This is a genomic window from Paraburkholderia bannensis NBRC 103871, from assembly GCF_000685015.1.
Lineage (GTDB): Bacteria > Pseudomonadota > Gammaproteobacteria > Burkholderiales > Burkholderiaceae > Paraburkholderia > Paraburkholderia bannensis.
The window spans coordinates 46,294-67,616 of sequence record NZ_BAYA01000022.1 but is presented as its reverse complement, the minus strand read 5'-3'; the positions used below and the strand labels follow the sequence as shown (position 1 = coordinate 67,616).

At 63.9% G+C, this 21,323-nt stretch carries 24 protein-coding genes and 1 tRNA gene; 23 read left to right on the top strand and 2 right to left on the bottom strand.

Features of this window, described 5'->3' with window-relative positions:
• The first annotated feature begins 2 nt into the window (after positions 1-2).
• The 16 genes from BBA01S_RS27695 to tatC all read left to right on the top strand — a co-directional run bounded on the left by BBA01S_RS27695 (position 3) and on the right by tatC (position 12,202).
• On the top strand, positions 3-251 hold the full coding sequence (locus BBA01S_RS27695; RefSeq protein ID WP_042298005.1) for a BolA family protein: 249 nt from the start codon (positions 3-5) through the stop codon (positions 249-251).
• Between the two features lie 108 nt (positions 252-359).
• The gene (murA, locus tag BBA01S_RS27690; RefSeq protein WP_027819293.1) at positions 360-1,622 is read left to right on the top strand and encodes a UDP-N-acetylglucosamine 1-carboxyvinyltransferase; all 1,263 of its coding nucleotides are present in this window, start codon (positions 360-362) and stop codon (positions 1,620-1,622) included.
• Positions 1,619-2,317: an ATP phosphoribosyltransferase gene (gene hisG, locus BBA01S_RS27685; protein ID WP_042298004.1), complete on the top strand. Its 699-nt coding sequence runs from the start codon at positions 1,619-1,621 to the stop codon at positions 2,315-2,317. The genes murA and hisG overlap by 4 nt, the downstream gene beginning before the upstream one ends.
• Before the next feature lie 123 nt (positions 2,318-2,440).
• Complete coding sequence (gene hisD / locus BBA01S_RS27680; RefSeq protein WP_027819291.1) at positions 2,441-3,757, top strand: histidinol dehydrogenase; 1,317 nt, start codon at positions 2,441-2,443, stop codon at positions 3,755-3,757.
• Positions 3,758-4,034: 277 nt separating this feature from the next.
• Positions 4,035-5,111 (top strand): histidinol-phosphate transaminase, encoded by a 1,077-nt coding sequence (gene hisC, locus BBA01S_RS27675; RefSeq protein WP_027819290.1) that lies wholly within the window; start codon positions 4,035-4,037, stop codon positions 5,109-5,111.
• Positions 5,112-5,183: 72 nt separating this feature from the next.
• On the top strand, positions 5,184-5,771 hold the full coding sequence (gene hisB / locus BBA01S_RS27670) for an imidazoleglycerol-phosphate dehydratase HisB (protein WP_027819289.1): 588 nt from the start codon (positions 5,184-5,186) through the stop codon (positions 5,769-5,771).
• A 166-nt stretch (positions 5,772-5,937) separates the two neighbouring features.
• On the top strand, positions 5,938-6,579 hold the full coding sequence (hisH, locus tag BBA01S_RS27665; RefSeq protein WP_027819288.1) for an imidazole glycerol phosphate synthase subunit HisH: 642 nt from the start codon (positions 5,938-5,940) through the stop codon (positions 6,577-6,579).
• 180 nt (positions 6,580-6,759) lie between these two features.
• Positions 6,760-7,512, top strand: coding sequence for a 1-(5-phosphoribosyl)-5-[(5-phosphoribosylamino)methylideneamino]imidazole-4-carboxamide isomerase (gene hisA / locus BBA01S_RS27660; RefSeq protein ID WP_027819287.1), 753 nt, complete (start codon positions 6,760-6,762; stop codon positions 7,510-7,512).
• Between the two features lie 214 nt (positions 7,513-7,726).
• Positions 7,727-8,500: an imidazole glycerol phosphate synthase subunit HisF gene (gene hisF / locus BBA01S_RS27655; RefSeq protein WP_027819286.1), complete on the top strand. Its 774-nt coding sequence runs from the start codon at positions 7,727-7,729 to the stop codon at positions 8,498-8,500.
• A gap of 4 nt (positions 8,501-8,504) precedes the next feature.
• The gene (hisI, locus tag BBA01S_RS27650; RefSeq protein WP_027819285.1) at positions 8,505-8,918 is read left to right on the top strand and encodes a phosphoribosyl-AMP cyclohydrolase; all 414 of its coding nucleotides are present in this window, start codon (positions 8,505-8,507) and stop codon (positions 8,916-8,918) included.
• The gene (locus BBA01S_RS27645) at positions 8,915-9,283 is read left to right on the top strand and encodes a phosphoribosyl-ATP diphosphatase (RefSeq protein WP_027819284.1); all 369 of its coding nucleotides are present in this window, start codon (positions 8,915-8,917) and stop codon (positions 9,281-9,283) included. Before hisI ends, BBA01S_RS27645 begins: the two co-directional genes overlap by 4 nt.
• A gap of 124 nt (positions 9,284-9,407) precedes the next feature.
• A complete protein-coding gene (locus BBA01S_RS27640) occupies positions 9,408-9,800 on the top strand; it encodes a DUF4870 family protein (RefSeq protein WP_027819283.1) in 393 nt (130 codons plus the stop codon).
• A gap of 59 nt (positions 9,801-9,859) precedes the next feature.
• Positions 9,860-10,228, top strand: a complete 369-nt coding sequence (locus BBA01S_RS27635) for a histidine triad nucleotide-binding protein (RefSeq protein WP_027819282.1) — start codon at positions 9,860-9,862, stop codon at positions 10,226-10,228.
• A gap of 200 nt (positions 10,229-10,428) precedes the next feature.
• Positions 10,429-10,671, top strand: a complete 243-nt coding sequence (tatA, locus tag BBA01S_RS27630) for a Sec-independent protein translocase subunit TatA (RefSeq protein ID WP_027819281.1) — start codon at positions 10,429-10,431, stop codon at positions 10,669-10,671.
• A 97-nt stretch (positions 10,672-10,768) separates the two neighbouring features.
• Positions 10,769-11,362, top strand: a complete 594-nt coding sequence (tatB, locus tag BBA01S_RS27625) for a Sec-independent protein translocase protein TatB (RefSeq protein WP_027819280.1) — start codon at positions 10,769-10,771, stop codon at positions 11,360-11,362.
• 57 nt (positions 11,363-11,419) lie between these two features.
• Entirely contained in the window at positions 11,420-12,202 is a 783-nt protein-coding gene (gene tatC, locus BBA01S_RS27620) for a twin-arginine translocase subunit TatC (protein WP_027819279.1), read from the top strand.
• A gap of 103 nt (positions 12,203-12,305) precedes the next feature.
• Here the strand turns inward: tatC and BBA01S_RS27615 are convergent, their stop codons facing one another.
• Entirely contained in the window at positions 12,306-13,523 is a 1,218-nt protein-coding gene (locus tag BBA01S_RS27615) for a Do family serine endopeptidase (protein ID WP_027819278.1), read from the bottom strand.
• 19 nt (positions 13,524-13,542) lie between these two features.
• Here BBA01S_RS27615 and BBA01S_RS27610 point away from each other — a divergent pair, with 19 nt between their 5' ends.
• From BBA01S_RS27610 to BBA01S_RS27580, 7 genes are all read left to right on the top strand, one after another.
• Positions 13,543-14,289 (top strand): Nif3-like dinuclear metal center hexameric protein, encoded by a 747-nt coding sequence (locus BBA01S_RS27610; protein WP_027819277.1) that lies wholly within the window; start codon positions 13,543-13,545, stop codon positions 14,287-14,289.
• Positions 14,290-14,596: 307 nt separating this feature from the next.
• Positions 14,597-15,217: a ubiquinol-cytochrome c reductase iron-sulfur subunit gene (gene petA, locus BBA01S_RS27605; RefSeq protein ID WP_027819276.1), complete on the top strand. Its 621-nt coding sequence runs from the start codon at positions 14,597-14,599 to the stop codon at positions 15,215-15,217.
• Positions 15,217-16,614, top strand: coding sequence for a cytochrome b (locus BBA01S_RS27600; protein WP_027819275.1), 1,398 nt, complete (start codon positions 15,217-15,219; stop codon positions 16,612-16,614). The genes petA and BBA01S_RS27600 overlap by 1 nt, the downstream gene beginning before the upstream one ends.
• Before the next feature lie 24 nt (positions 16,615-16,638).
• Positions 16,639-17,415, top strand: a complete 777-nt coding sequence (locus BBA01S_RS27595) for a cytochrome c1 (RefSeq protein WP_027819274.1) — start codon at positions 16,639-16,641, stop codon at positions 17,413-17,415.
• A gap of 114 nt (positions 17,416-17,529) precedes the next feature.
• Entirely contained in the window at positions 17,530-18,141 is a 612-nt protein-coding gene (locus tag BBA01S_RS27590) for a glutathione S-transferase N-terminal domain-containing protein (protein WP_027797364.1), read from the top strand.
• A gap of 85 nt (positions 18,142-18,226) precedes the next feature.
• A complete protein-coding gene (locus tag BBA01S_RS27585) occupies positions 18,227-18,721 on the top strand; it encodes a ClpXP protease specificity-enhancing factor (protein WP_027819273.1) in 495 nt (164 codons plus the stop codon).
• An 18-nt stretch (positions 18,722-18,739) separates the two neighbouring features.
• Positions 18,740-18,815 (top strand) — tRNA-Thr (locus BBA01S_RS27580).
• Between the two features lie 18 nt (positions 18,816-18,833).
• Here BBA01S_RS27580 and BBA01S_RS27575 read toward each other — a convergent pair.
• Positions 18,834-21,128 (bottom strand): Eco57I restriction-modification methylase domain-containing protein, encoded by a 2,295-nt coding sequence (locus BBA01S_RS27575; protein ID WP_027819272.1) that lies wholly within the window; start codon positions 21,126-21,128, stop codon positions 18,834-18,836.
• Between the last annotated feature and the right edge of the window lie 195 nt (positions 21,129-21,323).

The following is a 21,323-nucleotide window of genomic DNA, read 5'->3' as shown; positions in this document are numbered from 1 at the left end:
CCATGTCAGCTACGTTGCCGACTCCGGAACAGGTCAAGCAGTACATCTCGGCAGGTCTCGCGTGCGAGCACCTCGAAGTCGAGGGCGATGGTCAGCACTTCTTCGCGACGATCGTCTCGTCGGCGTTCGACGGCAAGCGTCTGATCCAGCGCCATCAGCTCGTTTATGCGGCGCTCGGCGACCGGATGCGCCAGGAAATTCATGCGCTCAGCATGAAGACGCTCACGCCCGCCGAATGGCAGAACGCATAATCTGGAATCTCAGTGCGAATTACCCAGGATAAAGGCGCCGCAGCCAGCGGCGCCGCTCATCAAGACGCGACCACTCAAGCCGGCCGCATCGATCAGGAAACTTCAGGCATGGACAAACTCGTCATCGTCGGCGGGCAAAAGCTCGCGGGGGAAGTCATCGTTTCCGGCGCGAAGAACGCTGCGCTGCCGATTCTGTGCGCCGGCCTCCTGAGCGCCGAACCCGTCCAGCTGGACAACGTGCCCGATCTCCAGGACGTGCGCACCACGCTCAAGCTGCTCAGCCAGATGGGCGTGCGCACCGAACAGGACGGCACGCGCGTGCAGCTCGACGCGTCGAACGTCACGAGCCTCGTGGCGCCGTATGAGCTGGTCAAGACCATGCGCGCCTCGATCCTCGTGCTCGGGCCGCTGCTCGCGCGCTTTGGCGAAGCGAAGGTGTCGCTGCCGGGCGGCTGCGCGATTGGTGCGCGTCCGGTCGACCAGCACATCAAGGGTCTGCAGGCGATGGGCGCCGAGATCAACATCGAGCACGGCTTCATCGAAGCCCGCGCGAAGCGCCTGAAGGGCGCGCGCATCGTCACCGACATGATCACGGTCACCGGCACGGAAAACCTGCTGATGGCCGCCGTGCTGGCCGATGGCGAAACCGTGATCGAGAACGCCGCGCGCGAGCCCGAAGTGGGCGACCTCGCGAACCTGCTCGTGGCGATGGGCGCGAAGATCGACGGCATCGGCACCGACCGCCTCGTGATCCAGGGCGTCGAGAAGCTGCACGGCGCCCAGCACACCGTCATTCCCGATCGCATCGAAGCCGGCACGTTCCTGTGCGCGGTCGCGGCAGCGGGCGGCGATGTCGTGCTGCGCAACGTGCGTCCGAACACGCTCGACGCGGTCACGGACAAGCTGCGCGAAGCTGGCGTGACGATCGAGGAAGGCGACGACTGGATGCGCGTGACGATGCACGAGCGCGCCCGCGCCGTGAATCTGCGCACCTCCGAATACCCGGCGTTCCCGACCGACATGCAGGCGCAGTTCATGGCGCTCAACACGATCGCGGACGGCACCTCGCAAGTGGTCGAAAACATCTTCGAGAACCGCTTCATGCACGTCCAGGAACTGAACCGCCTGGGCGCGCACATCACGATCGAAGGCAAGACCGCGCTGGTCGCGGGCGTTGAAAAGCTCTCGGGCGCGAAGGTGATGGCCACCGACCTGCGCGCGTCGGCCAGCCTCGTGATCGCCGCCATGTGCGCCGAAGGCGAAACGCTGATCGACCGCATCTATCACCTCGACCGTGGCTATGACCGCATGGAAGCCAAGCTGACGAAGCTCGGCGCGAACGTGAAACGCATCAAGGGGAGCGAGGCATGAGCACGGTTCAATCGCAACCCACGCCGGCTGCCGCAGCCGGCGCGCCGCTGACGCTCGCGCTGTCGAAGGGCCGCATCTTTGAAGAGACGATGCCGCTGCTCGCCGCAGCGGGCGTGCACGTGACCGAAGATCCGGAAACCTCGCGCAAGCTGATCCTGCCGACGACCGACCCGAACCTGCGCGTCATCATCGTGCGCGCGACCGACGTGCCCACCTACGTGGAGTACGGCGCGGCCGACTTCGGCGTGGCGGGCAAGGACGTGCTCAACGAACACGGCGGCGGCGGCCTTTATCAGCCGATCGACCTGGATATCGCGCGCTGCCGCCTGTCGGTGGCCGTGAAGAACGGCTTCGATTACGCCAATGCGGTGCGCCAGGGCGCGCGCCTGCGCGTGGCGACCAAGTACACCGAAGCCGCGCGCCAGCACTTCGCGGCCAAGGGCGTGCACGTCGACCTGATCAAGCTGTACGGCTCGATGGAACTCGCGCCGCTGGTCGGCCTGGCCGACGCGATCGTCGACCTGGTGAGCACCGGCGGCACGCTGCGCGCGAACGACCTCGTCGAAGTCGAAGAGATCATGGAGATCTCGTCGCGCCTCGTCGTGAACCAGGCGGCGCTCAAGCTCAAGCGCGCCGCACTGCGGCCGTTCCTCGACGCGTTCGAACGCGCGTCGCGCGGCGAGCAAGCCGCTTAAGGGGTGAGGTGCGCGAGCGTCGCAAGCCCGCGCACCTCACGCCAACCCGCGCCGCCCGCGCGCGACGTATCTCAAAAGACGTCGCGCGCGCCCCGCGCATTACCGATACGGATGGAATTCAGCATGGCTATCACGATTCGCAAACTCGACTCCAGCGCGGCAGGCTTCAAGAAGGCGCTGCACGCGGTGCTCGCGTTCGAGGCGAGCGAAGATGAGGCGATCGAGCGCTCGGTGGCGCAGATCCTGGCCGACGTGAAGGCGCGCGGCGATGCGGCGGTGCTCGAGTACACGCAGCGCTTCGACCGCCTGGACGCAAAGAGCGTCGCGGCGCTCGAACTGCCGATCAGCGAACTCGAAGCAGCGCTCGAAAGCCTCGAACCGAAGCAGCGCGCGGCGCTCGAAGCGGCCGCGGCGCGTGTGCGCGGCTACCACGAGAAGCAGCGCATCGAGTGCGGCTCGCATAGCTGGCAGTACACCGAATCGGACGGCACCGTGCTGGGCCAGAAGGTCACGCCGCTCGACCGCGTCGGCCTGTATGTGCCGGGCGGCAAGGCGGCGTATCCGTCGTCGGTGCTGATGAATGCGATTCCGGCGCGCGTCGCGGGCGTGCGCGAAATCATCATGGTCGTGCCCACGCCGGACGGCGTGAAGAACCCGCTCGTGCTGGCGGCGGCGCTGATCGCGGGCGTCGATCGCGTGTTCACGATCGGCGGCGCGCAGGCGGTTGCCGCGCTCGCCTACGGCACCGACACGATTCCGCCGGTCGACAAGATCTGCGGCCCGGGCAATGCGTATGTGGCATCGGCCAAGCGCCGCGTGTTCGGCACGGTCGGCATCGACATGATCGCCGGGCCCTCGGAAATCCTCGTGATCTGCGACGGCACGACCGATCCGCGCTGGGTCGCAATGGATCTGTTCTCGCAGGCCGAGCACGACGAGCTCGCGCAATCGATCCTGCTGTGCCCGGACGAGAGCTTTATCAAGCGCGTGGAAGCCGCCATCGACGAGCTGCTGCCGACCATGCCGCGCGCCGGAGTGATCGCGACGTCGCTCACCAATCGCGGCGCGCTCGTGAAGGTGCGCGACATGGCCGAAGCCTGCGCGATCGCCAACGACATTGCGCCGGAACACCTGGAAATCTCGGCGCTGGAGCCGCAGAAGTGGGGCGCCGAAATCCGCCACGCAGGCGCGATCTTCCTTGGCCGCTACACCAGCGAAAGCCTGGGCGACTACTGTGCGGGGCCGAATCACGTGCTGCCTACGTCTCGTACCGCACGTTTCTCGTCGCCGCTGGGCGTCTATGATTTCATCAAGCGTTCGAGCCTGATCGAAGTCAGCGCGGAAGGCGCGCAGACGCTCGGCGAAATCGCCGCGGAACTGGCCTACGGCGAAGGCCTGCAGGCCCACGCGCGCAGCGCCGAATACCGCATGAAGAACTGATGCGTTGAAGCGTCAGGCGCCACCCGGCACGTTCGGGCGGCGCGCTGGCGCGGCATTGCCGCGCACGAATATCGAGATGTTTGCAAGCATTGAAGGAACCCCGGAAGGAGACCTTCGAATGCCCGCCGCACTGGGCGCCACAGCGCCCGCTGGCAGCATTCGATGCCTGGAACACCGAAGTAACCGCACGCCAGAGACCAACAAGAACCAGGGCGGCCCACGCAGCACCTGAGCCGCCCGATCCGGCTCGCCGCTTTGGCGCGCGAGCCATGCAGACATGACGACACCTCAAGACATCATTCGCCCCGACGTCCTCGCCATGACGAGCTATCCGGTGCCTGACGCCACCGGCTTCGTGAAGCTCGACGCGATGGAGAACCCGTACCCGCTGCCCGCCGATCTGGCCGCGCGGCTGGGCGAGCATCTCGCAGGCGTGGCGCTCAACCGCTATCCGGCCCCGCGCCCCGAAGCGCTGATGGCGAAGCTCAAGGCGGCGATGCACGTGCCGACCGACTGCGACGTGCTGCTCGGCAACGGCTCGGACGAAATCATCAGCATGGTCACGATGGCGTGCGCCAAGCCGGGCGCCAAGGTGCTCGCGCCGCTGCCGGGCTTCGTGATGTACGCGATGTCGGCGAAATTCGCGCAGGTGGAGTTCGTCGGCGTGCCCTTGAATGCCGATTTCACGCTCGACACCGACGCCATGGTCGCCGCGATCGGCGAGCATCGTCCGGCCGTGATCTGGCTCGCGTATCCGAACAATCCGACCGGCACGCTGTTCCCGGACGCCGATATCGAGCGCGTGATCGCCGCCGCCGCTGCCGCGAATGGTCTGGTGGTGATCGACGAGGCGTATCAGCCGTTCGCGCAGCAGAGCTGGATGGCGCGCGCGGGCGAGTTCGACAACGTGGTCGTGATGCGCACGATGTCCAAGCTCGGCCTGGCGGGCATCCGTCTGGGCTATCTCGCGGGCCGCTCCGCGTGGCTCAACGAATTCGACAAGGTGCGCCCGCCGTACAACATCAACGTGCTCACCCAGGCGGCCGCGGGCTTCCTGCTCGATCACCTCGATGTGCTGGACGCGCAGGCCGCACAACTGCGCGCGGGCCGTGCGCAACTGGCCGCCGAAGTGGCGAAATTGCCGGGCGCGGAAGTGTTCGAAAGCGCCGGAAATTTCCTGCTCGTGCGCGTGCCCGACGCGCCCGCTGTGTTCGATACGCTATTGACTGCACGGGTGCTGGTCAAAAACGTGAGTAAAATGCACCCATTGCTGGCGAATTGCGTGCGCCTGACCGTCGGGAGCCCCGACGAAAACGCGCAGTTGCTCGCCGCCCTGAAGCTTGTCCTCAAGTGAACCGTCCCCACGTGTCCTGAGCGAGCCCTCTCTAAAATCCCTCCTGTTACGGGCTGTTTGAAGGAAATTGCCATGCGCGTCGCGCAAGTCGTTCGCAACACCAGCGAAACGCAAATCAGCGTGAAAATCAATCTGGACGGCACCGGTGAGCAAAAGCTCAAGACCGGCGTGCCGTTTCTCGACCACATGCTCGATCAGATCGCACGACACGGTCTGATCGATCTCGAAGTCGAGGCGCATGGCGACACGCATATCGACGACCACCATACGGTCGAAGACGTCGGCATCACGCTTGGTCAGGCGGTCGCCCAGGCGATCGGCGACAAGAAGGGCATTCGTCGCTATGGCCATGCTTATGTGCCGCTCGACGAAGCGCTGTCGCGCGTCGTGGTCGACTTCTCGGGCCGCCCGGGCCTCGAATTCCACGTGCCGTTCACGCGCGCGCGCATCGGCAGCTTCGACGTCGACCTGTCGATCGAATTCTTCCGCGGCTTCGTCAATCACGCCGGCGTGACGCTGCATATCGACAACCTGCGTGGCCTGAACGCTCACCATCAGCTGGAAACCGTGTTCAAGGCGTTTGGCCGCGCGCTGCGCCAGGCCGCCGAATTCGACGAGCGCCAGGCGGGCAAGATTCCGTCGACGAAGGGCAGCCTTTAAGCGGTTTGACCGGCAACGCGGCCGCGAAGCGCTGGCCATGCGCTGCGCTCTGCGAGCGTGCCGCGCCGGGAACGCGTACATTCATGGGTTTCGACACTGGCGCATGCGGCTTGCGCACTGCCGGTGTCGTCATGCCGGATAGCAGGACGGACAGTCCTGAATCGAGATGACTACTTCAATTGCGATTGTGGATTATGGGATGGGCAACCTGCGTTCGGTCGCCCAGGCGCTGAAACAGGCGGCTCCTGAAGCCGACGTGCAGATCGTCGAGCGCCCGGAAGCGATCCGCGCGGCGGATCGCGTGGTGCTGCCGGGGCAGGGCGCCATGCCCGATTGCATGCGCAGCCTCGCGGAATCGGGCCTCCAGGACGCCGTGATCGAAGCGTCGCGCAACAAGCCGCTGATGGGCGTGTGCGTGGGCGAGCAGATGCTGTTCGACTGGAGCGCGGAAGGCGACACGAAGGGCCTCGGCCTGTTGCCGGGCAAGGTCGTGCGTTTCGACCTGGCAGACCAGTTGCAGGACGACGGCTCGCGCTTCAAGGTGCCGCAGATGGGCTGGAACCGCGTGCGCCAGTCGCGCGCACATGCGCTCTGGGACGGCGTGCCCGACGAAAGCTACTTTTACTTTGTGCACAGCTACTACGTGGTGCCCGCCGACGCGGCGCACACCGTGGGCGAAACGCCGTATGGCGCTGCCTTTACCTCGGCCGTGGCGCGGGATAACATCTTCGCCACCCAATTCCATCCGGAAAAGAGCGCCGCGGCGGGCTTGCGCGTGTACCGCAACTTCGTGCACTGGAACCCGTAATTCACTGGCGGCGCTGATGGCACTGATGGCCAGGCCACGCTCGACGTGCGCCCAGGCCGATTTTCCTCAGCAAGGCCGCCGAAAGAGTTGTACTAAACTAGCGAAACGGCGTCGGAACGGGCCTTTTTTCCGCCGAAGCCGGCTGATTTCAACCACACTTCCAGATATCACCCGATAGCTATGCTGCTGATTCCGGCCATCGATCTCAAAGACGGTCACTGCGTGCGCCTTAAACAAGGCGATATGGACCAGGCGACTATTTTCTCCGAGGAACCGGCGGCCATGGCCCGACATTGGGTCGAGCGCGGCGCGCGCCGTCTGCACCTCGTCGACCTGAATGGCGCCTTTGCGGGCAAGCCGAAGAACGAAGACGCGATCCGCGAAATCATTCGCGAAGTCGGCGACAAGATCCCCGTCCAGCTGGGCGGCGGCATCCGTGACCTCGACACGATCGAGCGTTACCTCGACGACGGTCTCTCTTACGTGATCATCGGCACCGCGGCTGTGAAGAACCCGGGCTTCCTCCAGGAAGCGTGCACGGCGTTCGGGGGCCACATCATCGTCGGCCTCGACGCGAAGGACGGCAAGGTCGCCACCGACGGCTGGAGCAAGCTCACCGGCCACGAAGTCGCGGATCTCGCACGCAAGTTCGAGGACTACGGCGTCGAATCGATCATCTACACCGACATCGGCCGCGACGGCATGCTGCAAGGCATCAATATCGAAGCGACGGTGCGCCTTGCGCGTGCGGTGAAGATTCCGGTCATCGCGAGCGGCGGCCTGTCCAACCTCGCCGACATCGACGCGCTGTGCGAAGTCGAAGACGAAGGCGTCGAAGGCGTGATCTGTGGCCGTGCGATCTACTCGGGCGACCTCGATTTCGCGGCGGCGCAAACGCGCGCGGACAGCCTGCGCGAATCCGACGACGCTTAAGCGTCGCGCACCTGGCCTCCGTCACCGGAGGCCTTTTGCTTTTATGCGGCCACGCGCGCGTGCATGCGCGCGCGGGTTTCAGGCCCGCCACATCCGCCTGTTTCGCCATTTCGCGACAGGCGGCAAAGCGCGACAATGAACGTGCTTCGTGGAAGTGGAGGCGCAAGCGCCGCGCACGAAAGACACCCAACCGACTGGCAACATCGGCAAGATCATGGCTCTACCCAAACGCATCATCCCCTGTCTCGACGTGACCGCTGGACGGGTCGTCAAGGGCGTCAACTTCGTCGAGCTGCGCGACGCGGGCGACCCCGTCGAAATCGCGCGCCGCTATGACGAGCAGGGCGCCGACGAACTCACCTTCCTCGACATCACCGCCACCTCCGACGGGCGCGACCTGATCCTGCCGATCATCGAAGCGGTGGCCTCGCAGGTCTTCATTCCGCTGACGGTGGGCGGCGGCGTGCGCGCCGTCACCGACGTGCGCCGCCTGCTCAACGCGGGCGCGGACAAGGTCGGCATGAACTCGTCGGCGGTCGCGAATCCGCAGCTCGTGCGCGATTCGGCGGACAAGTACGGCTCGCAGTGCATCGTCGTGGCGATCGACGCCAAGCGTACGTCCGCGCCGGGTGAACCGTTGCGCTGGGAAGTGTTCACGCACGGCGGGCGCAAGGCCACGGGCATCGATGCCGTCGAATGGGCGCGCAAGATGGCCGAGTTTGGCGCAGGCGAAATCCTGCTGACCAGCATGGATCGCGACGGCACCAAGAGCGGCTTCGACCTCGACCTCACGCGCGCCGTCTCGGACGCGGTGCCGGTGCCCGTGATTGCCTCGGGCGGCGTGGGCGGCCTGCAGGATCTGGCGGACGGCGTCGTCAAGGGCCACGCCGATGCGGTGCTCGCGGCGAGCATCTTCCACTACGGCGAGCACACCGTCGGCGAAGCGAAGCGCTTCATGGCCGACCAGGGCATTTCGGTGAGGATGTAACGCCATGACGACTTCGATCGAAAACGCAGGCTGGCTCGACAAGGTCAACTGGGACGTCAACGGCCTCGTGCCGGTGATCGCCCAGGAAGCCACGACCGGCGACGTGCTGATGTTCGCGTGGATGAACCGCGAGGCGCTCGCCAAGACCGTCGAGCTGCGCCGCGCGGTGTACTTCTCGCGCTCGCGCCAGCGCCTGTGGTTCAAGGGCGAGGAATCGGGCCACGTGCAGCACGTGAGTGAGATTCGCCTCGACTGCGACGAAGACGTCGTGCTGCTCAAGATCGAGCAGGTGTCCGGCATCGCGTGCCATACGGGCCGCCACTCGTGCTTTTTCCAGCAATTCGAAGGCACTGTCGACGAAGGCCGCTGGGTCGCCGTCGATCCCGTGCTGAAAGACCCCGAAGACATCTACAAATGACGCAACTGAACACCAACGACACGCTGCTGCGCCTCGCAGCCGTGATCGACAGCCGCAAGGGCGGCGATCCGGACTCCTCCTACGTTGCGCGCCTCTTTCACAAGGGCGACGACGCGGTGCTCAAGAAGGTCGGCGAGGAAGCCACTGAAGTCGTGCTGGCCGCGAAGGACGTGCGCCAGGGCGGCGCGCCGAAGGCGCTCGTCGGCGAAATGGCCGATCTGTGGTTCCATTGTCTCGTCACGCTGTCGCACTTCGACCTGAGCCCCGCCGACGTGCTGGCGGAGCTGGAGCGCCGCGAAGGCCTGTCGGGTCTGGAGGAAAAGGCGCTGCGCAAGAGCCGCGAGCGCGAGGAAAGCGGCGAGTAAGCCGCTGGCCCACGCATGGGGTGCACTTGAGCTGCGCCTCAGGCAACCGACTTCGAGTAGGCTTGTCGAAAGCATTGAGGCTCGTCCAGTCCGGACGAGCCCCTCTCGACAGGAGAAGCCACGCATGTCCACGTCCGGCGGTTACCCGCCTCCCGCCTTGCGCGATCCGCTCGACGCGGATCGTCTGCGCAGCCTGCGCACCCTCACGCACGTGCTTTACGGGCTGTACGCGTTCTACTGGCTCACGGGCGGCGTCACTGTGCTCGTGGCCATCATCATCAACTACATCAAGCGCGACGAAGCGGCGGGCACGCCCTACGAGCAGCACTTCACCTGGCAGATCCGCACCTTCTGGTACGGGCTGGCGGGACACCTGATCGGCATTGCGCTGTTCGTCGTGGTGATCGGCATTCCGATTCTGTGGGCTGTCGCAATCTGGACGTTGTACCGTATCATCAAAGGCTGGCTGTATCTGCACGACAACAAGCCGCTGGCCGATCCGCGCGCGTGGTTCTGATCCGCTTCTGATCCGTTTCTGATCCACTTGCCCGTCCGGCGCGGCTGCCTGGGAGCCCTATGAGTCACGACCGCAGCACCTGCCTTTTCTGCAAGATCGCCGATGGCCACATTCCGAGCACGCGCGTCTACGAAGACGACGAGTTCGTCGCGTTCCGCGATATCCGGCCTGCCGCGCAGACCCACGTGCTGGTGATCCCGCGCGCCCATATACCGACCCTTGCCGATTGCGGTGAAAGCGATGCGCCGCTGCTTGGTAGAATGTTTGTGCTGGTGGCGCGTCTCGCAAAGGATCTGGGCGTGTCGTACACCGGCGGCGAGACCGGTTTTCGCACCGTGGTGAACACGGGCCCGGGCGGCGGTCAGGAGGTCTACCACCTGCACGCGCATCTGCTGGCCGGGCCGCGTCCGTGGCAGCGCATGGGCTGATTGTCGGGCTGATTGCCGGGCTGACTCTTGGGCCGTTGCACGAAAGCCACGTACGTTTCTGAAAAGGCGGCTGAAAAAGGGCAGAATGCCACGCAGCCGAAATACCTTACAGGCAACATTTCCAGCGTGAACGCGTCCTCGCGCTAACGTTTTCTCGCCGCGCATGAAGTGCGGCGTCGGGGTTAAGGAGAGTTTTGATCATGGGTTCGTTGAGCATCTGGCACTGGCTGATCGTGTTGTTGATCGTGGCGCTCGTCTTCGGTACGAAGAAACTGCGCAATATCGGCAGCGATCTGGGCGGTGCGGTGAAGGGCTTCAAGGAAGGCATGCGCGACGGCGAAGAGCCGGGCGCAGACGCGCAAAAGCGCGAACTGCCCAAGAATGGCGGCACGGTTGACGTCGATGCCAAGGACAAGACCCCGCGTTCGAACGACTACCGCTAAGCGCGGTGGCTGTTTCTTTCGCTTGTTCCTGCTTGTTCCTGCGTGCTCCCGCGCGTTCCTGTTTGAATCGCCCCAAGGCTGACGGAAAGCTTCATTCATGCTCGATCTGGGTCTAACCAAGATGGCGCTGATCGGCGTCGTCGCGCTGGTCGTTCTCGGGCCGGAGCGGCTGCCGCGCGTCGCGCGTACGGCAGGCGCCCTGTTCGGCCGCGCGCAGCGCTATATCAACGACGTCAAGGCGGAAGTCACGCGCGAGATCGAACTGGACGAACTTCGCCGCATGAAGGGCGAGTTTGAGCAGGCTGCGCAGAACGTCGAGAAAAACGTTCACGAGAATCTGCGCAAGCACGAGACCGACCTGAACGACGCCTGGAACCAGGGCACGAGCGTGTCGCCGAGCATTGCTGGCGGCGCCGATGGTGCCGCGGGTTCGTCGATTGCCACGCTCGAAGGCGCGGCGCTCGATAGCTCCGCCATGTCTGGCATCAGCGATGGCTCCAGCGCCACCGCCTGGCGCTCCGGCAACGCCGGCGCCGTCACCGCCAAACGCAAGAACTGGCGGGTCAAGCAGAGCGCAGCGCCGGTCTGGTACAAGCGCGCGACGCTGCGGCGCACGCGCGTGCAGTCGGGCGCTGCGCGCGTCGCACAGCACACGCCGGCCAGCCTGCGCCGTCCGGTGCGTTTTTTCTGACGCGCCAATGCCCCATTCGAGTTCGAACTTGTCCATCTCCAACCCCCGAGGGCCGGTGTGAGCGACCCCCAACAAAAACAGGAAGAGGGCACTGAAGAGACCTTCATCTCGCACCTCGTCGAGCTGCGCGACCGCATCATGCGCGCGGGCATCGCCGTGATCGTGGTGTTCGTGGGTCTCGTCTATTGGGCGCCTGACATCTTCAAGCTGCTGGCCCGTCCGCTCATGAACAACCTGCCGAAAGACGGCAAGATGATCGTGACTGACGTGACCGGCTCGTTCTTCGTGCCGATGAAGGTGACGATGCTCGTCGCCTTTGTGATCGCGCTGCCGATCGTGCTCTACCAGATCTGGGCGTTTGTCGCGCCTGGCCTCTATCAGCACGAAAAGAAGCTGGTTGTGCCGCTGGTGGCGAGCAGTTACCTGCTGTTCCTGTGCGGCATGGCGTTCGCGTATTTCGTGGTGTTCCCGACCATCTTCCGCGTGATGGCGCACTACAACGCGCCGCTTGGCGCGGAGATGACGACCGATATCGACAATTACCTGAGCTTTGTGCTGACGATGTTCATCGCCTTCGGCGTGACCTTCGAGGTGCCGATCGTTGTCGTGATTCTCGTGCGCATGGGGCTCGTCACGGTCAAGAAGCTCAAGGAAGTGCGGCCTTATGTGATCGTCGGCGCGTTCATCATTGCCGCTGTCGTGACGCCGCCGGACGTGTTCTCGCAGCTGATCCTGGCGCTGCCGCTCATCGTGCTATACGAGCTGGGCATCATCGCCGCGCGTATCTTTATCGGCACCGGCGAGAAAGCCGCGCCGGACGAAAGCGAAGCGACAAGCTGATCGGATCGACAGCTTCGGATGCATGAAGAAAAGGCCGCGAACGGTGACGTTCGCGGCCTTTTTGCCTTGTGCGATTACGCTATCGCGGGCGATGGCGCCGGCCTCAGCCGCCGTCGTCGTCGCCTTCGCCGTCCTCGTTGGCCGGATGCTTCGGCGGCGGCGGGCGCTTGCCGATCATCACGTCGAGATCCATGTCCTTGTTCTTGCGCACGAGGTGAACCTTGGCGTCGGAGCCCGGCTTGATCTGCGCAATCACGTTGAGCAGGCGCGTGGTGTCGGTGATTTCCTCGCCGTTCACGGACAGCAGGATGTCGCCCGGCTTGATGCCGGCCTTGTCCGCCGGGCCGCCTTGCAGCACGCCTGCGACGATCGCGCCTGACTTCTGGTTGATGCCGAACGATTCCGCGATCTCAGGCGTGAGATCCTGCGGCTCGACGCCAATCCAGCCGCGCGTGACCGAACCCGTCGTGATGATGCTTTCCAGCACGCTGCGCGCGGTCGAAACCGGGATCGCGAAGCCGATACCGAGCGAGCCGCCCGAGCGCGAATAAATCGCCGTATTGATGCCGAGCAGGTTGCCGTTCACGTCGACGAGCGCGCCACCCGAGTTGCCCGGATTGATCGGCGCATCGGTCTGGATGAAGTTCTCGAACGTATTGATGCCGAGGTGATTGCGCCCAAGCGCGCTGATGATGCCCATGGTGACCGTCTGCCCGACGCCGAACGGGTTGCCGATGGCGAGCACGACGTCGCCCACGCGCGTCTGGTCCATGCGGCCGAGCGTGATGGTGGGCAGGTTCGGCAGGTTGATCTTGAGCACCGCCAGGTCGGTTTCTGGATCGATGCCGATGACCTTGGCGTTCGTGGTGCGGCCATCGGACAGCGCGATTTCGATCTGGTCTGCGCCGTCGATTACGTGCTGGTTCGTTAGAATGTAACCGTCAGGACTGACAATGACGCCCGAGCCAAGGTTCGCCGCAGGCTGTTCCTGCTGCTTGCGGTTGTTGTTCTTATCGCCGAAGAAATAGCGAAATAGCGGGTCGTTCTGGCGCGGATCGGGTGGCAGCGACCCATCCTTGCTTGAGAACACGTTGACGACCGCGGGCATGGCCTTCTGGGCGGCGTCCGCGTAGGAGCCCTGGGCAGACCCGCCGCCGATGCCTGGCGCCACCTCGCGTAGCGCGACGATCGGCTCGGCGAGCTGCTTGCCGAGTTGCCCCTGGTGCTGAAGCCATTGCGGCTTGAGCGTCGCGATAATGAACATCAACGCCAGCAGGACCGTCACCGCCTGGGCGAAGAACAGCCAAAAGCGTCTAAGCATCTGAAGATTAGAGGATTATATGGATCGGATCGAACTGGAATTGTATCTGAACAATCTTCTGGAAACCTCGCGGTTCAAGGACTACTGCCCCAATGGCCTGCAAGTGGAAGGCCGGCGGCGCGTGGAGAAGATCGCGACCGGCGTGACCGCCTCGCTGGCGTTTCTGGAGGCCGCGCTGGAGTGGGGCGCCGACGCCGTGCTGGTTCACCACGGTTACTTCTGGAAGAACGAAGCGCCGCAGATCACGGGCCGCAAGTATCGCCGCCTGAAGACGCTGCTGGCCAACGACCTCAACCTGTTCGCCTACCACCTGCCGCTCGACTGCCATCCGGAACTCGGCAATAACGCGCAGTTGGGTGCGCGATTCGGCTGGATCGGCGAACAACGCTTCGGCGAGCAGGATCTGGGCTGGATGGCCACGCTCCCCATGCCGATCACGCTCGCGCACTTTACCGCCGAAGTCGAGCAGACGCTCGGCCGCACGCCGCTCGTGCTGGGCGACCCGGACTGGCAGATCCGCCGCGTGGCGTGGTGCACGGGCGCGGCGCAAAGCCTGTTCGATGCCGCTATCGACGCGGGCGCCGACGTTTTCCTGACCGGCGAGATCTCCGAGCAGACCACCCACACGGCCGCCGAAAGCGGCGTCGCGTTCCTTGCGGCGGGCCATCACGCCACCGAGCGCTTCGGCGTGCAGGCGGTCGGCTCGCATCTGGCCGAAGCCTTCGACATCGAGCACCTGTTCATCGATATCGATAATCCGGTTTAAGCACGCGCACGACATTCACGGCGCATCGAATCGCCTTGCCCCGTTAATCGCGGGCGGGGCGATTGATGCGCCGCAGCGCACTGCGATATCACGGCGGTATCGCTGCAGTATTCGTCGGGCATTTACAAAAGCAAAAGAAAATGTCCCCGTTTATTCGGGGAAAACCCCGAGATATCAAGGACTTCGAGCGCTTTCTGGTAACCGCCCCTTGTAAATGGCAACTCCATTCGCGCACACTAGCGTTCGGCAGCACCGCGGGTAAGCAACGGCGTGACGGAAAAATCCAACTCAGAAGTGGGGCGATGTGATGCGAGACAAAGATAATGACCGCGTCGATGGCAGCCGCCGTACCTGGCTGATTGCGACGTCCGTAGCAAGTGGCATAGGAGGCGTTGCCACTGTCGTACCGTTCGTAGGCTCGTTTGCACCATCCGAAAAAGCCCGCGCCGCCGGCGCGCCCGTCGAAGTCGACATCACCGGGCTCGAGCCTGGTTCGATGATGACCGTCGCCTGGCGCGGCAAGCCCGTGTGGATCCTCAACCGCACCGACCGCATGATGGCCGACGTCAAGAAGGCCGACCCGGGACTCGCGGATCCCAACTCCGAGCATCCGTTTTCCATGCCGATGCCCGAGTACTGCCAGAACGAATACCGCTCGCGTGCCGAGCACAAGAACATCCTCGTGGCCGTCGCCGTCTGCACCCATCTGGGCTGCACGCCGACGCCACGCTTCCAGGAAGGCGCACAACCCAATCTGCCCGACGACTGGCCAGGCGGCTTTCTGTGCCCGTGCCACGGCTCCACTTACGACCTCTCCGGCCGCGTGTTCAAGAACAAACCCGCGCCGCAGAACCTCGACATCCCCCGCTACATGTTCGCGTCCGCGACGACGATCGTGATTGGCAAGGACGAAAAAGGAGAGGCGTGATGGCTACGGAAACCGGCAAGGAAGTGGTGGAAACGTCCAGCGAGTCCGGTCTGCAAGGCTGGATCGACAAGCGCTTTCCGATGACGGCGACGTGGAAGGCGCACGTCTCCGAGTACTACGCGCCCAAGAACTTCAACTTCTGGTACTTCTTCGGCTCGCTTGCGCTGCTGGTGCTGGTCAACCAGATCGTCACCGGCATCTTCCTCACGATGAACTACAAACCCGACTCGACGCTCGCGTTCGCGTCGGTCGAGTACATCATGCGCGAGGTGCCGTGGGGCTGGCTGATCCGCTACATGCACTCCACGGGCGCGTCGATGTTCTTCGTGGTCGTGTACCTGCATATGTTCCGCGGGCTTTTGTACGGTTCGTACCGCAAGCCGCGCGAACTCGTGTGGATCTTCGGCTGCGCGATTTTCCTGTGCCTGATGGCCGAGGCGTTCTTCGGCTACCTGCTGCCGTGGGGACAGATGTCGTTCTGGGGCGCGCAGGTGATCGTGAATCTCTTTTCGGCGATTCCCTTCATCGGCCCGGATCTGTCGCTGTGGATTCGCGGCGACTACGTGGTCTCCGACGTCACGCTCAACCGCTTCTTCGCGTTCCATGTGATCGCGATTCCGCTCGTGCTGGTCGGGCTGGTGGTGGCGCATATCGTCGCACTGCACGAGGTCGGATCGAACAACCCGGACGGCATCGAGATCAAGGAGAAAAAGGACGCGAACGGCATTCCGCTCGACGGCATTCCGTTCCACCCCTATTACTCCGTGCACGACTTCATGGGCGTGTGCATCTTCCTGATGATCTTCGCGGCGATCATCTTCTTCGCGCCGGAAATGGGCGGCTACTTCCTCGAAGCGAACAACTTCATCCCGGCGAATCCGCTGCAAACGCCGCCTGAAATTGCGCCGGTCTGGTACTTCACCGCGTTCTACGCGATGCTGCGCGCCACTACCGACCCCTTCAAGATCGTCCTGATGATCGTGATTGGGCTGCTCGGCCTGTTCGCGCTGCTGCGCGCGCGCGGCAAGTGGCGAGGGGGTCTGCCGGTGCTGGCAGTGCTGGTGATTCTGGCGATGGCCTTCACCGAGTCGAAGTTCTGGGGCGTGGTGGTGATGGGCACGGCGGTGATCTCGCTCTTTTTCCTGCCGTGGCTCGATCGCGCGCCGGTGAAGTCGATCCGCTACCGGCCGTTCTTCCACAAGGTTTTCCTCGGCATCTTCGTGGCGGCGTTCCTGACGCTCGGCTTCCTCGGCACACGCCCACCATCGCCCGCGGCCACACTGATCGCGCAGGTCTGCGCGCTGATCTACTTCGCGTTCTTCCTCGGCATGCCGTTCTGGACGCCGCTTGGCACCTTCAAGCAGCCGCCCGAGCGCGTGCACTTCAAGCCCCACTAACCTGCGAGCGAGGAAGACATGATGATGAAACTGTTCTTTTCCACGCTCGCAAGGGCGAGCGTGCGCACCGGGCTGGCCGTGGCGTGCGCGCTGTCGTTTGGGGTCGGATCTGTTGCGGCGCAGGAAAACATTCCTCTCGACCGCGCACCCGATAACGGCGAAAATCTTGCTTCGCTGCAACACGGCGCGCAATTGTTTGTAAACTATTGCCTGAATTGCCACAGTGCGAATCTGATGCGCTATAGCCGGTTGCAGGATCTCGGCATTCCGCAGAAGCAGATCGAAGATAATCTCCTGTTCACGACGGACAAGGTCGGCAACACGATGTCCATTGCGATGCGCCCGGACGACGCCAAGTCGTGGTTCGGCGTGCCGCCGCCGGATCTCTCCGTCGAGGCGCGCGCAAAGGGGCGCGACTGGCTGTACACGTATCTGCGCAGCTTCTACCGCGACGACACGCGCCCGACTGGCTGGAACAACATGGTGTTCGAGAACGTGAGCATGCCGCACGTACTCTGGCAGTTGCAGGGCGTGCGCACGGCGAAGTTCGAAGATACGGTGGATGAAGAAACGGGGGAAAAGGTCCGCCGGTTTGTGGGGTACCAACAGGTCACGCCAGGGAAGCTTTCGCCGGTAGATTATGATTCTGCCGTGGCCGACCTGGTTGCGTACCTCGGCTGGATGTCCGAACCGGAGCAGCGCACCCGCAAGCAGCTTGGGGTCTGGGTGCTCCTGTTTCTCGGCGTCCTGAGCTTTTTCGCGTGGCGATTGAACGCTGCGTACTGGAAAGATATCAAATAGGCACGTCCTGACCGACGTGGGGCCGGTATGACGACTCACCGCCTGACAGTCTAGCGACCGTCGGGCGGTGTTTTCGCCCGCTGGCCTTTTGGGTTTATTGAGGAAATGTAAATCATGATGGTTCTGTACTCCGGCACTACCTGCCCGTTCTCCCAGCGCTGCCGGCTGGTGTTGTTCGAAAAGGGCATGGACTTCGAAATCCGCGACGTCGACCTGTTCAATAAACCGGAAGACATCGCTGTGATGAATCCGTATGGTCAGGTGCCGATTCTGGTCGAGCGCGACCTGATTCTGTACGAATCGAACATCATCAACGAGTACATCGACGAGCGCTTCCCGCATCCGCAGCTGATGCCCGCCGATCCGGTTCAACGCGCCCGCGCGCGCCTGTTCCTGCTCAACTTCGAGAAGGAACTGTTCGTGCACGTGAGCACGCTCGAAAACGAGAAGGGCAAGGCCGCCGAGAAGAACCACGAGAAGGCACGTCTGGCGATCCGCGATCGCCTCACGCAGCTCGCGCCGATCTTCCTCAAGAACAAGTACATGCTGGGCGAAGAGTTCTCGATGCTCGACGTCGCGATCGCTCCGCTGCTGTGGCGCCTCGACCACTACGGCATCGAACTGTCGAAGAACGCCGCTCCGCTGATGAAGTACGCTGAGCGCATCTTCAGCCGTCCGGCCTACATCGAAGCGCTGACGCCGTCGGAAAAGGTGATGCGCCGCTAAGCCGTCGCTGTTGTCCCTGTTGCAACAGGAGGCGCGCGCGCGGACGCACAACGCCTGCGCGCGCTGCCTCTTCTGAGGATTGTTGATGCAAGAGATTTCCACCAAGCCGTATCTGCTGCGTGCGCTCTACGAGTGGTGCACCGACAACGGCTTCACGCCGCACATCGCGGTGCGGGTCGACAACCGCACGCGCGTGCCGCGCCAGTTCGTGCGCGACGGCGAGATCGTCCTGAACATCAGCTTCGAGGCCACGAGCCAGTTGCAGATGGGCAACGAGATGATCGAATTCAACGCGCGCTTTTCGGGCAAGTCGCACAAGATCGAAGTGCCCGTGTCGAACGTGCTGGCAATCTACGCGCGCGAGAACGGCCAGGGCATGGCGTTCCCGGTCGAAGCGCCGGCAGGCGATGCGAACGACGTGCTGCCGTCCGCGCAGGACGAGCACGAAGATGTGCCTGGCGGCCCGGCCGAAGTCGAGCCGATCGAGCCTGTCGCCGATGAAAACACCTCGCCCGCCCCCGAAAAAGGCGACGATGGTGCATCAAAGGGCAGTAAGGGTCACCTCAAGATCGTGAAATGAAGTAGAATCACGGGCTACGCCGGCTTAGCTCATCTGGTAGAGCAGTTGATTTGTAATCATCAGGTGGCGGGTTCGAGTCCTGCAGCCGGCACCAAAATACTTCGAGAAAGGGTTACAGCCTGAAAGCTGTAACCCTTTTTTCGTTTCTGGCGCGGCGTGTCGTGGGTTGCTCGATCAGCGCGATGTCGTTTTCGTCGAGGCCGTACGCGGTGTAAAGCGCGCGATCGATTGCGCGTGCCGCGGCGGCGGCCTGCGCTTGCGCACCGGTGCGCATCAACGTCATCACTTCGTCGACCTGGCGGGCGATGTCTGCGCGCAACGGCGTTGGCGCAGGCACTGGCAGCGCATCGATCATCGCTTTCGTGAACGCCACGCCGCCGTTGTAGCTCGACGCCCCGAAGCGCGCGCGCGTGACGAACCCCGCAAGCGGGCAGTTCAGCACGGCGGCGGCAAATTTCAGCAGGTCTTCGTCGTCGCTGCGCAGGATCAGCGTGGTCTTGCCGGGCAGCGTATCGCCGACAAGATCGAGCGTGGCGTGCAGGTGCGTGAGGCCTTTCACGATGATCTTTTTCGCCGCGGTCTTCGCGCGATAGCCGTTTGCGAAAGCGGCTTCGAAGCGCTCGCGCTCGACGACCGGTTGCGTGTAGAGACGTCCAAGGTAGGTCATCGGCTTGCTGGCCCAGCGCGAGACGTAGCGGCCCAGTGTGCCGGTGTTCACGACGCGGTAGTGGCGCGCGGCATCGAAGCGCTCGCAGGCTTCGTCGATCAGGGGCGCGAGGAGATATGCGTCGCCTGTCGCGCAGGCGTTCTCGCATCGAAGCAATGAACCGAGCGTCGGATGCGCACGCGCCAGTTGTTCGACGAATGCGTAGTGCGGCGAGAGCAGGGCGTCGAGCGTCCAAGGTGCTGAGAGTTCACGTTTGCTCACTGTTGCAAGCGAGGTGAGTGAGGTTCCGTCGAGCCGTGCCGTTTCGATCGTCTGCGTGCCGGCCTTGCGATACACCGTCACGACCGAATCGACCAGCGCGCGCTCGAACACGTCGCGGCCCAGCGCGACGATCCGCTCGATCCTGTCGAGATGGAGTTCGCGAAACGCCGCGCCGAAGGGCCGCGCGAGCCATTTGTCCGGCGTGAGATACGCCATCGCGCCGTGAGGCGCCAGCAGCGCGAGACCCAATTCCATGAACGGAATGTAGAGATCCCAGTTGCCGCGAGCGCTCGGCCAGCGTTGCGCGAGCGCTTCACGCAGCGGCTTCTGGCCGTCGTTGATCATGCGCTCTGAATCGACGTACGGCGGATTGGCGATGATCGCGTCGAAGCCGGTGAAGCGTCCTTGCGCGTCGCAGAGCGTGGGAAATTCGCAGTGCCACGCGAAGTCGCCGTTCTTGAGCGGGTCGTGGCCGATGTTCGCCAGCACCGCGTTGCCTTGCTTGAGGTTCGCGGCGAGATCCGGCAGCGCTTGAAGATGGTCTTCGTTGTCGTGCCCGACGTGCTGGAGCAGCTCGAATGCCAGGCGCAGACGCGCGAGACCTAGCGCGCTTGCATCGATATCCACGCCGAAAAGATTCTGCTCGATGATCGCGCGCTTTTCGCGATAGAGCACGGCGTCGCTTTCCAGATCGACGCCAGCGATCAGGCCCAGTTGTGTCTTGATATCCAGCAGCGTTTCCAGCGCGCAAACCAGCAGATGCCCGGTTCCCACCGCCGGATCGCAGACCCGTAACCCGGCGAGAATCGTGCGCGCTTCCGCGTGGTCTTCGATTCGTTCGGATAGCTGATCGAGCGTTTCGCACTGCCAGTTCTTCAGGCCGTTGAAGCGTCCGAGCACTGCGCGCGTGATCGCTTCGCCGGCGAGCAGCCTGGCCACGCTTTCCGGCGTGTACCAGGCGCCATCGCGATAACCGTTGAATCGTTCGAAGATCAGGCCGGGTGCAGCAGTCTCGCCGCTGAAATCGAAAGTGTCGAAGAAGTCGGCAAGGTCGCCGATGGGGTGCCGGGCCAGCGTGGCGTCGAATGAAGCGAGGTCGGCAGATTCAACCAGCCCGGGCAAGCCGCTACCCAGCGCCTGTAAGCGCGCGTCCAGCAACTTGCGCAGCACCGCGCGCGCGATCCACGCGATGCAAAGCCGCAACGCCGCATCGAAGACCGCTTCTGGCGAATGTGCCCCGTGCGCCCCGTGCGCTTCGATGTGCCCAATCGCCCGCTCGATCAGCGCATCGGGTCTGCGCGCGCCAGGCTCGCACCGCACCACCACGACCTTGCCGCGCGCCACCTGCTCACGCACGCCGACAAGCCGCAGCAGCCCGGCATAAAAATCCGCGTCGAGTCCCGCATGGGCCGCGCCGATTCTTCGTACGCTTTGCTTGCGCGCGGGTGGCTGGCGCGTCGTCGGATTTGTCTCTGACATATTCTGTTGGATGGCGCGGTTGCGCGGTTTGGCGCTCATTCTACTGGGACGGCCTGTGCCGTCTGGCCTAAGCCGTCCGGCCTAATCGACGCCCGCGCGCCGCTGCGCGATGATGACGCAAGGCTGGCGCGCAGACCATCCGGCACGACTTCGCCGCCGAACACAGGGCCCGGCTCTGCTATAAGATGGCGCCGC

Coding starts and splice junctions, on each gene's coding strand:
- hisH (WP_027819288.1), top strand. CDS start 5,938: ATGACTACTTCAATTGCGATTGTGGATTATGGGATGGGCAACCTGCGT.
- BBA01S_RS27645 (WP_027819284.1), top strand. CDS start 8,915: ATGACGCAACTGAACACCAACGACACGCTGCTGCGCCTCGCAGCCGTG.
- hisD (WP_027819291.1), top strand. CDS start 2,441: ATGGCTATCACGATTCGCAAACTCGACTCCAGCGCGGCAGGCTTCAAG.
- BBA01S_RS27585 (WP_027819273.1), top strand. CDS start 18,227: ATGCAAGAGATTTCCACCAAGCCGTATCTGCTGCGTGCGCTCTACGAG.
- BBA01S_RS27600 (WP_027819275.1), top strand. CDS start 15,217: ATGGCTACGGAAACCGGCAAGGAAGTGGTGGAAACGTCCAGCGAGTCC.
- BBA01S_RS27635 (WP_027819282.1), top strand. CDS start 9,860: ATGAGTCACGACCGCAGCACCTGCCTTTTCTGCAAGATCGCCGATGGC.
- tatA (WP_027819281.1), top strand. CDS start 10,429: ATGGGTTCGTTGAGCATCTGGCACTGGCTGATCGTGTTGTTGATCGTG.
- hisI (WP_027819285.1), top strand. CDS start 8,505: ATGACGACTTCGATCGAAAACGCAGGCTGGCTCGACAAGGTCAACTGG.
- hisG (WP_042298004.1), top strand. CDS start 1,619: ATGAGCACGGTTCAATCGCAACCCACGCCGGCTGCCGCAGCCGGCGCG.
- hisF (WP_027819286.1), top strand. CDS start 7,727: ATGGCTCTACCCAAACGCATCATCCCCTGTCTCGACGTGACCGCTGGA.
- hisB (WP_027819289.1), top strand. CDS start 5,184: ATGCGCGTCGCGCAAGTCGTTCGCAACACCAGCGAAACGCAAATCAGC.
- BBA01S_RS27575 (WP_027819272.1), bottom strand. CDS start 21,128: ATGTCAGAGACAAATCCGACGACGCGCCAGCCACCCGCGCGCAAGCAA.
- BBA01S_RS27695 (WP_042298005.1), top strand. CDS start 3: ATGTCAGCTACGTTGCCGACTCCGGAACAGGTCAAGCAGTACATCTCG.
- BBA01S_RS27595 (WP_027819274.1), top strand. CDS start 16,639: ATGAAACTGTTCTTTTCCACGCTCGCAAGGGCGAGCGTGCGCACCGGG.
- murA (WP_027819293.1), top strand. CDS start 360: ATGGACAAACTCGTCATCGTCGGCGGGCAAAAGCTCGCGGGGGAAGTC.
- BBA01S_RS27590 (WP_027797364.1), top strand. CDS start 17,530: ATGATGGTTCTGTACTCCGGCACTACCTGCCCGTTCTCCCAGCGCTGC.
- hisC (WP_027819290.1), top strand. CDS start 4,035: ATGACGACACCTCAAGACATCATTCGCCCCGACGTCCTCGCCATGACG.
- tatB (WP_027819280.1), top strand. CDS start 10,769: ATGCTCGATCTGGGTCTAACCAAGATGGCGCTGATCGGCGTCGTCGCG.
- BBA01S_RS27615 (WP_027819278.1), bottom strand. CDS start 13,523: ATGCTTAGACGCTTTTGGCTGTTCTTCGCCCAGGCGGTGACGGTCCTG.
- petA (WP_027819276.1), top strand. CDS start 14,597: ATGCGAGACAAAGATAATGACCGCGTCGATGGCAGCCGCCGTACCTGG.
- BBA01S_RS27640 (WP_027819283.1), top strand. CDS start 9,408: ATGTCCACGTCCGGCGGTTACCCGCCTCCCGCCTTGCGCGATCCGCTC.
- hisA (WP_027819287.1), top strand. CDS start 6,760: ATGCTGCTGATTCCGGCCATCGATCTCAAAGACGGTCACTGCGTGCGC.
- BBA01S_RS27610 (WP_027819277.1), top strand. CDS start 13,543: ATGGATCGGATCGAACTGGAATTGTATCTGAACAATCTTCTGGAAACC.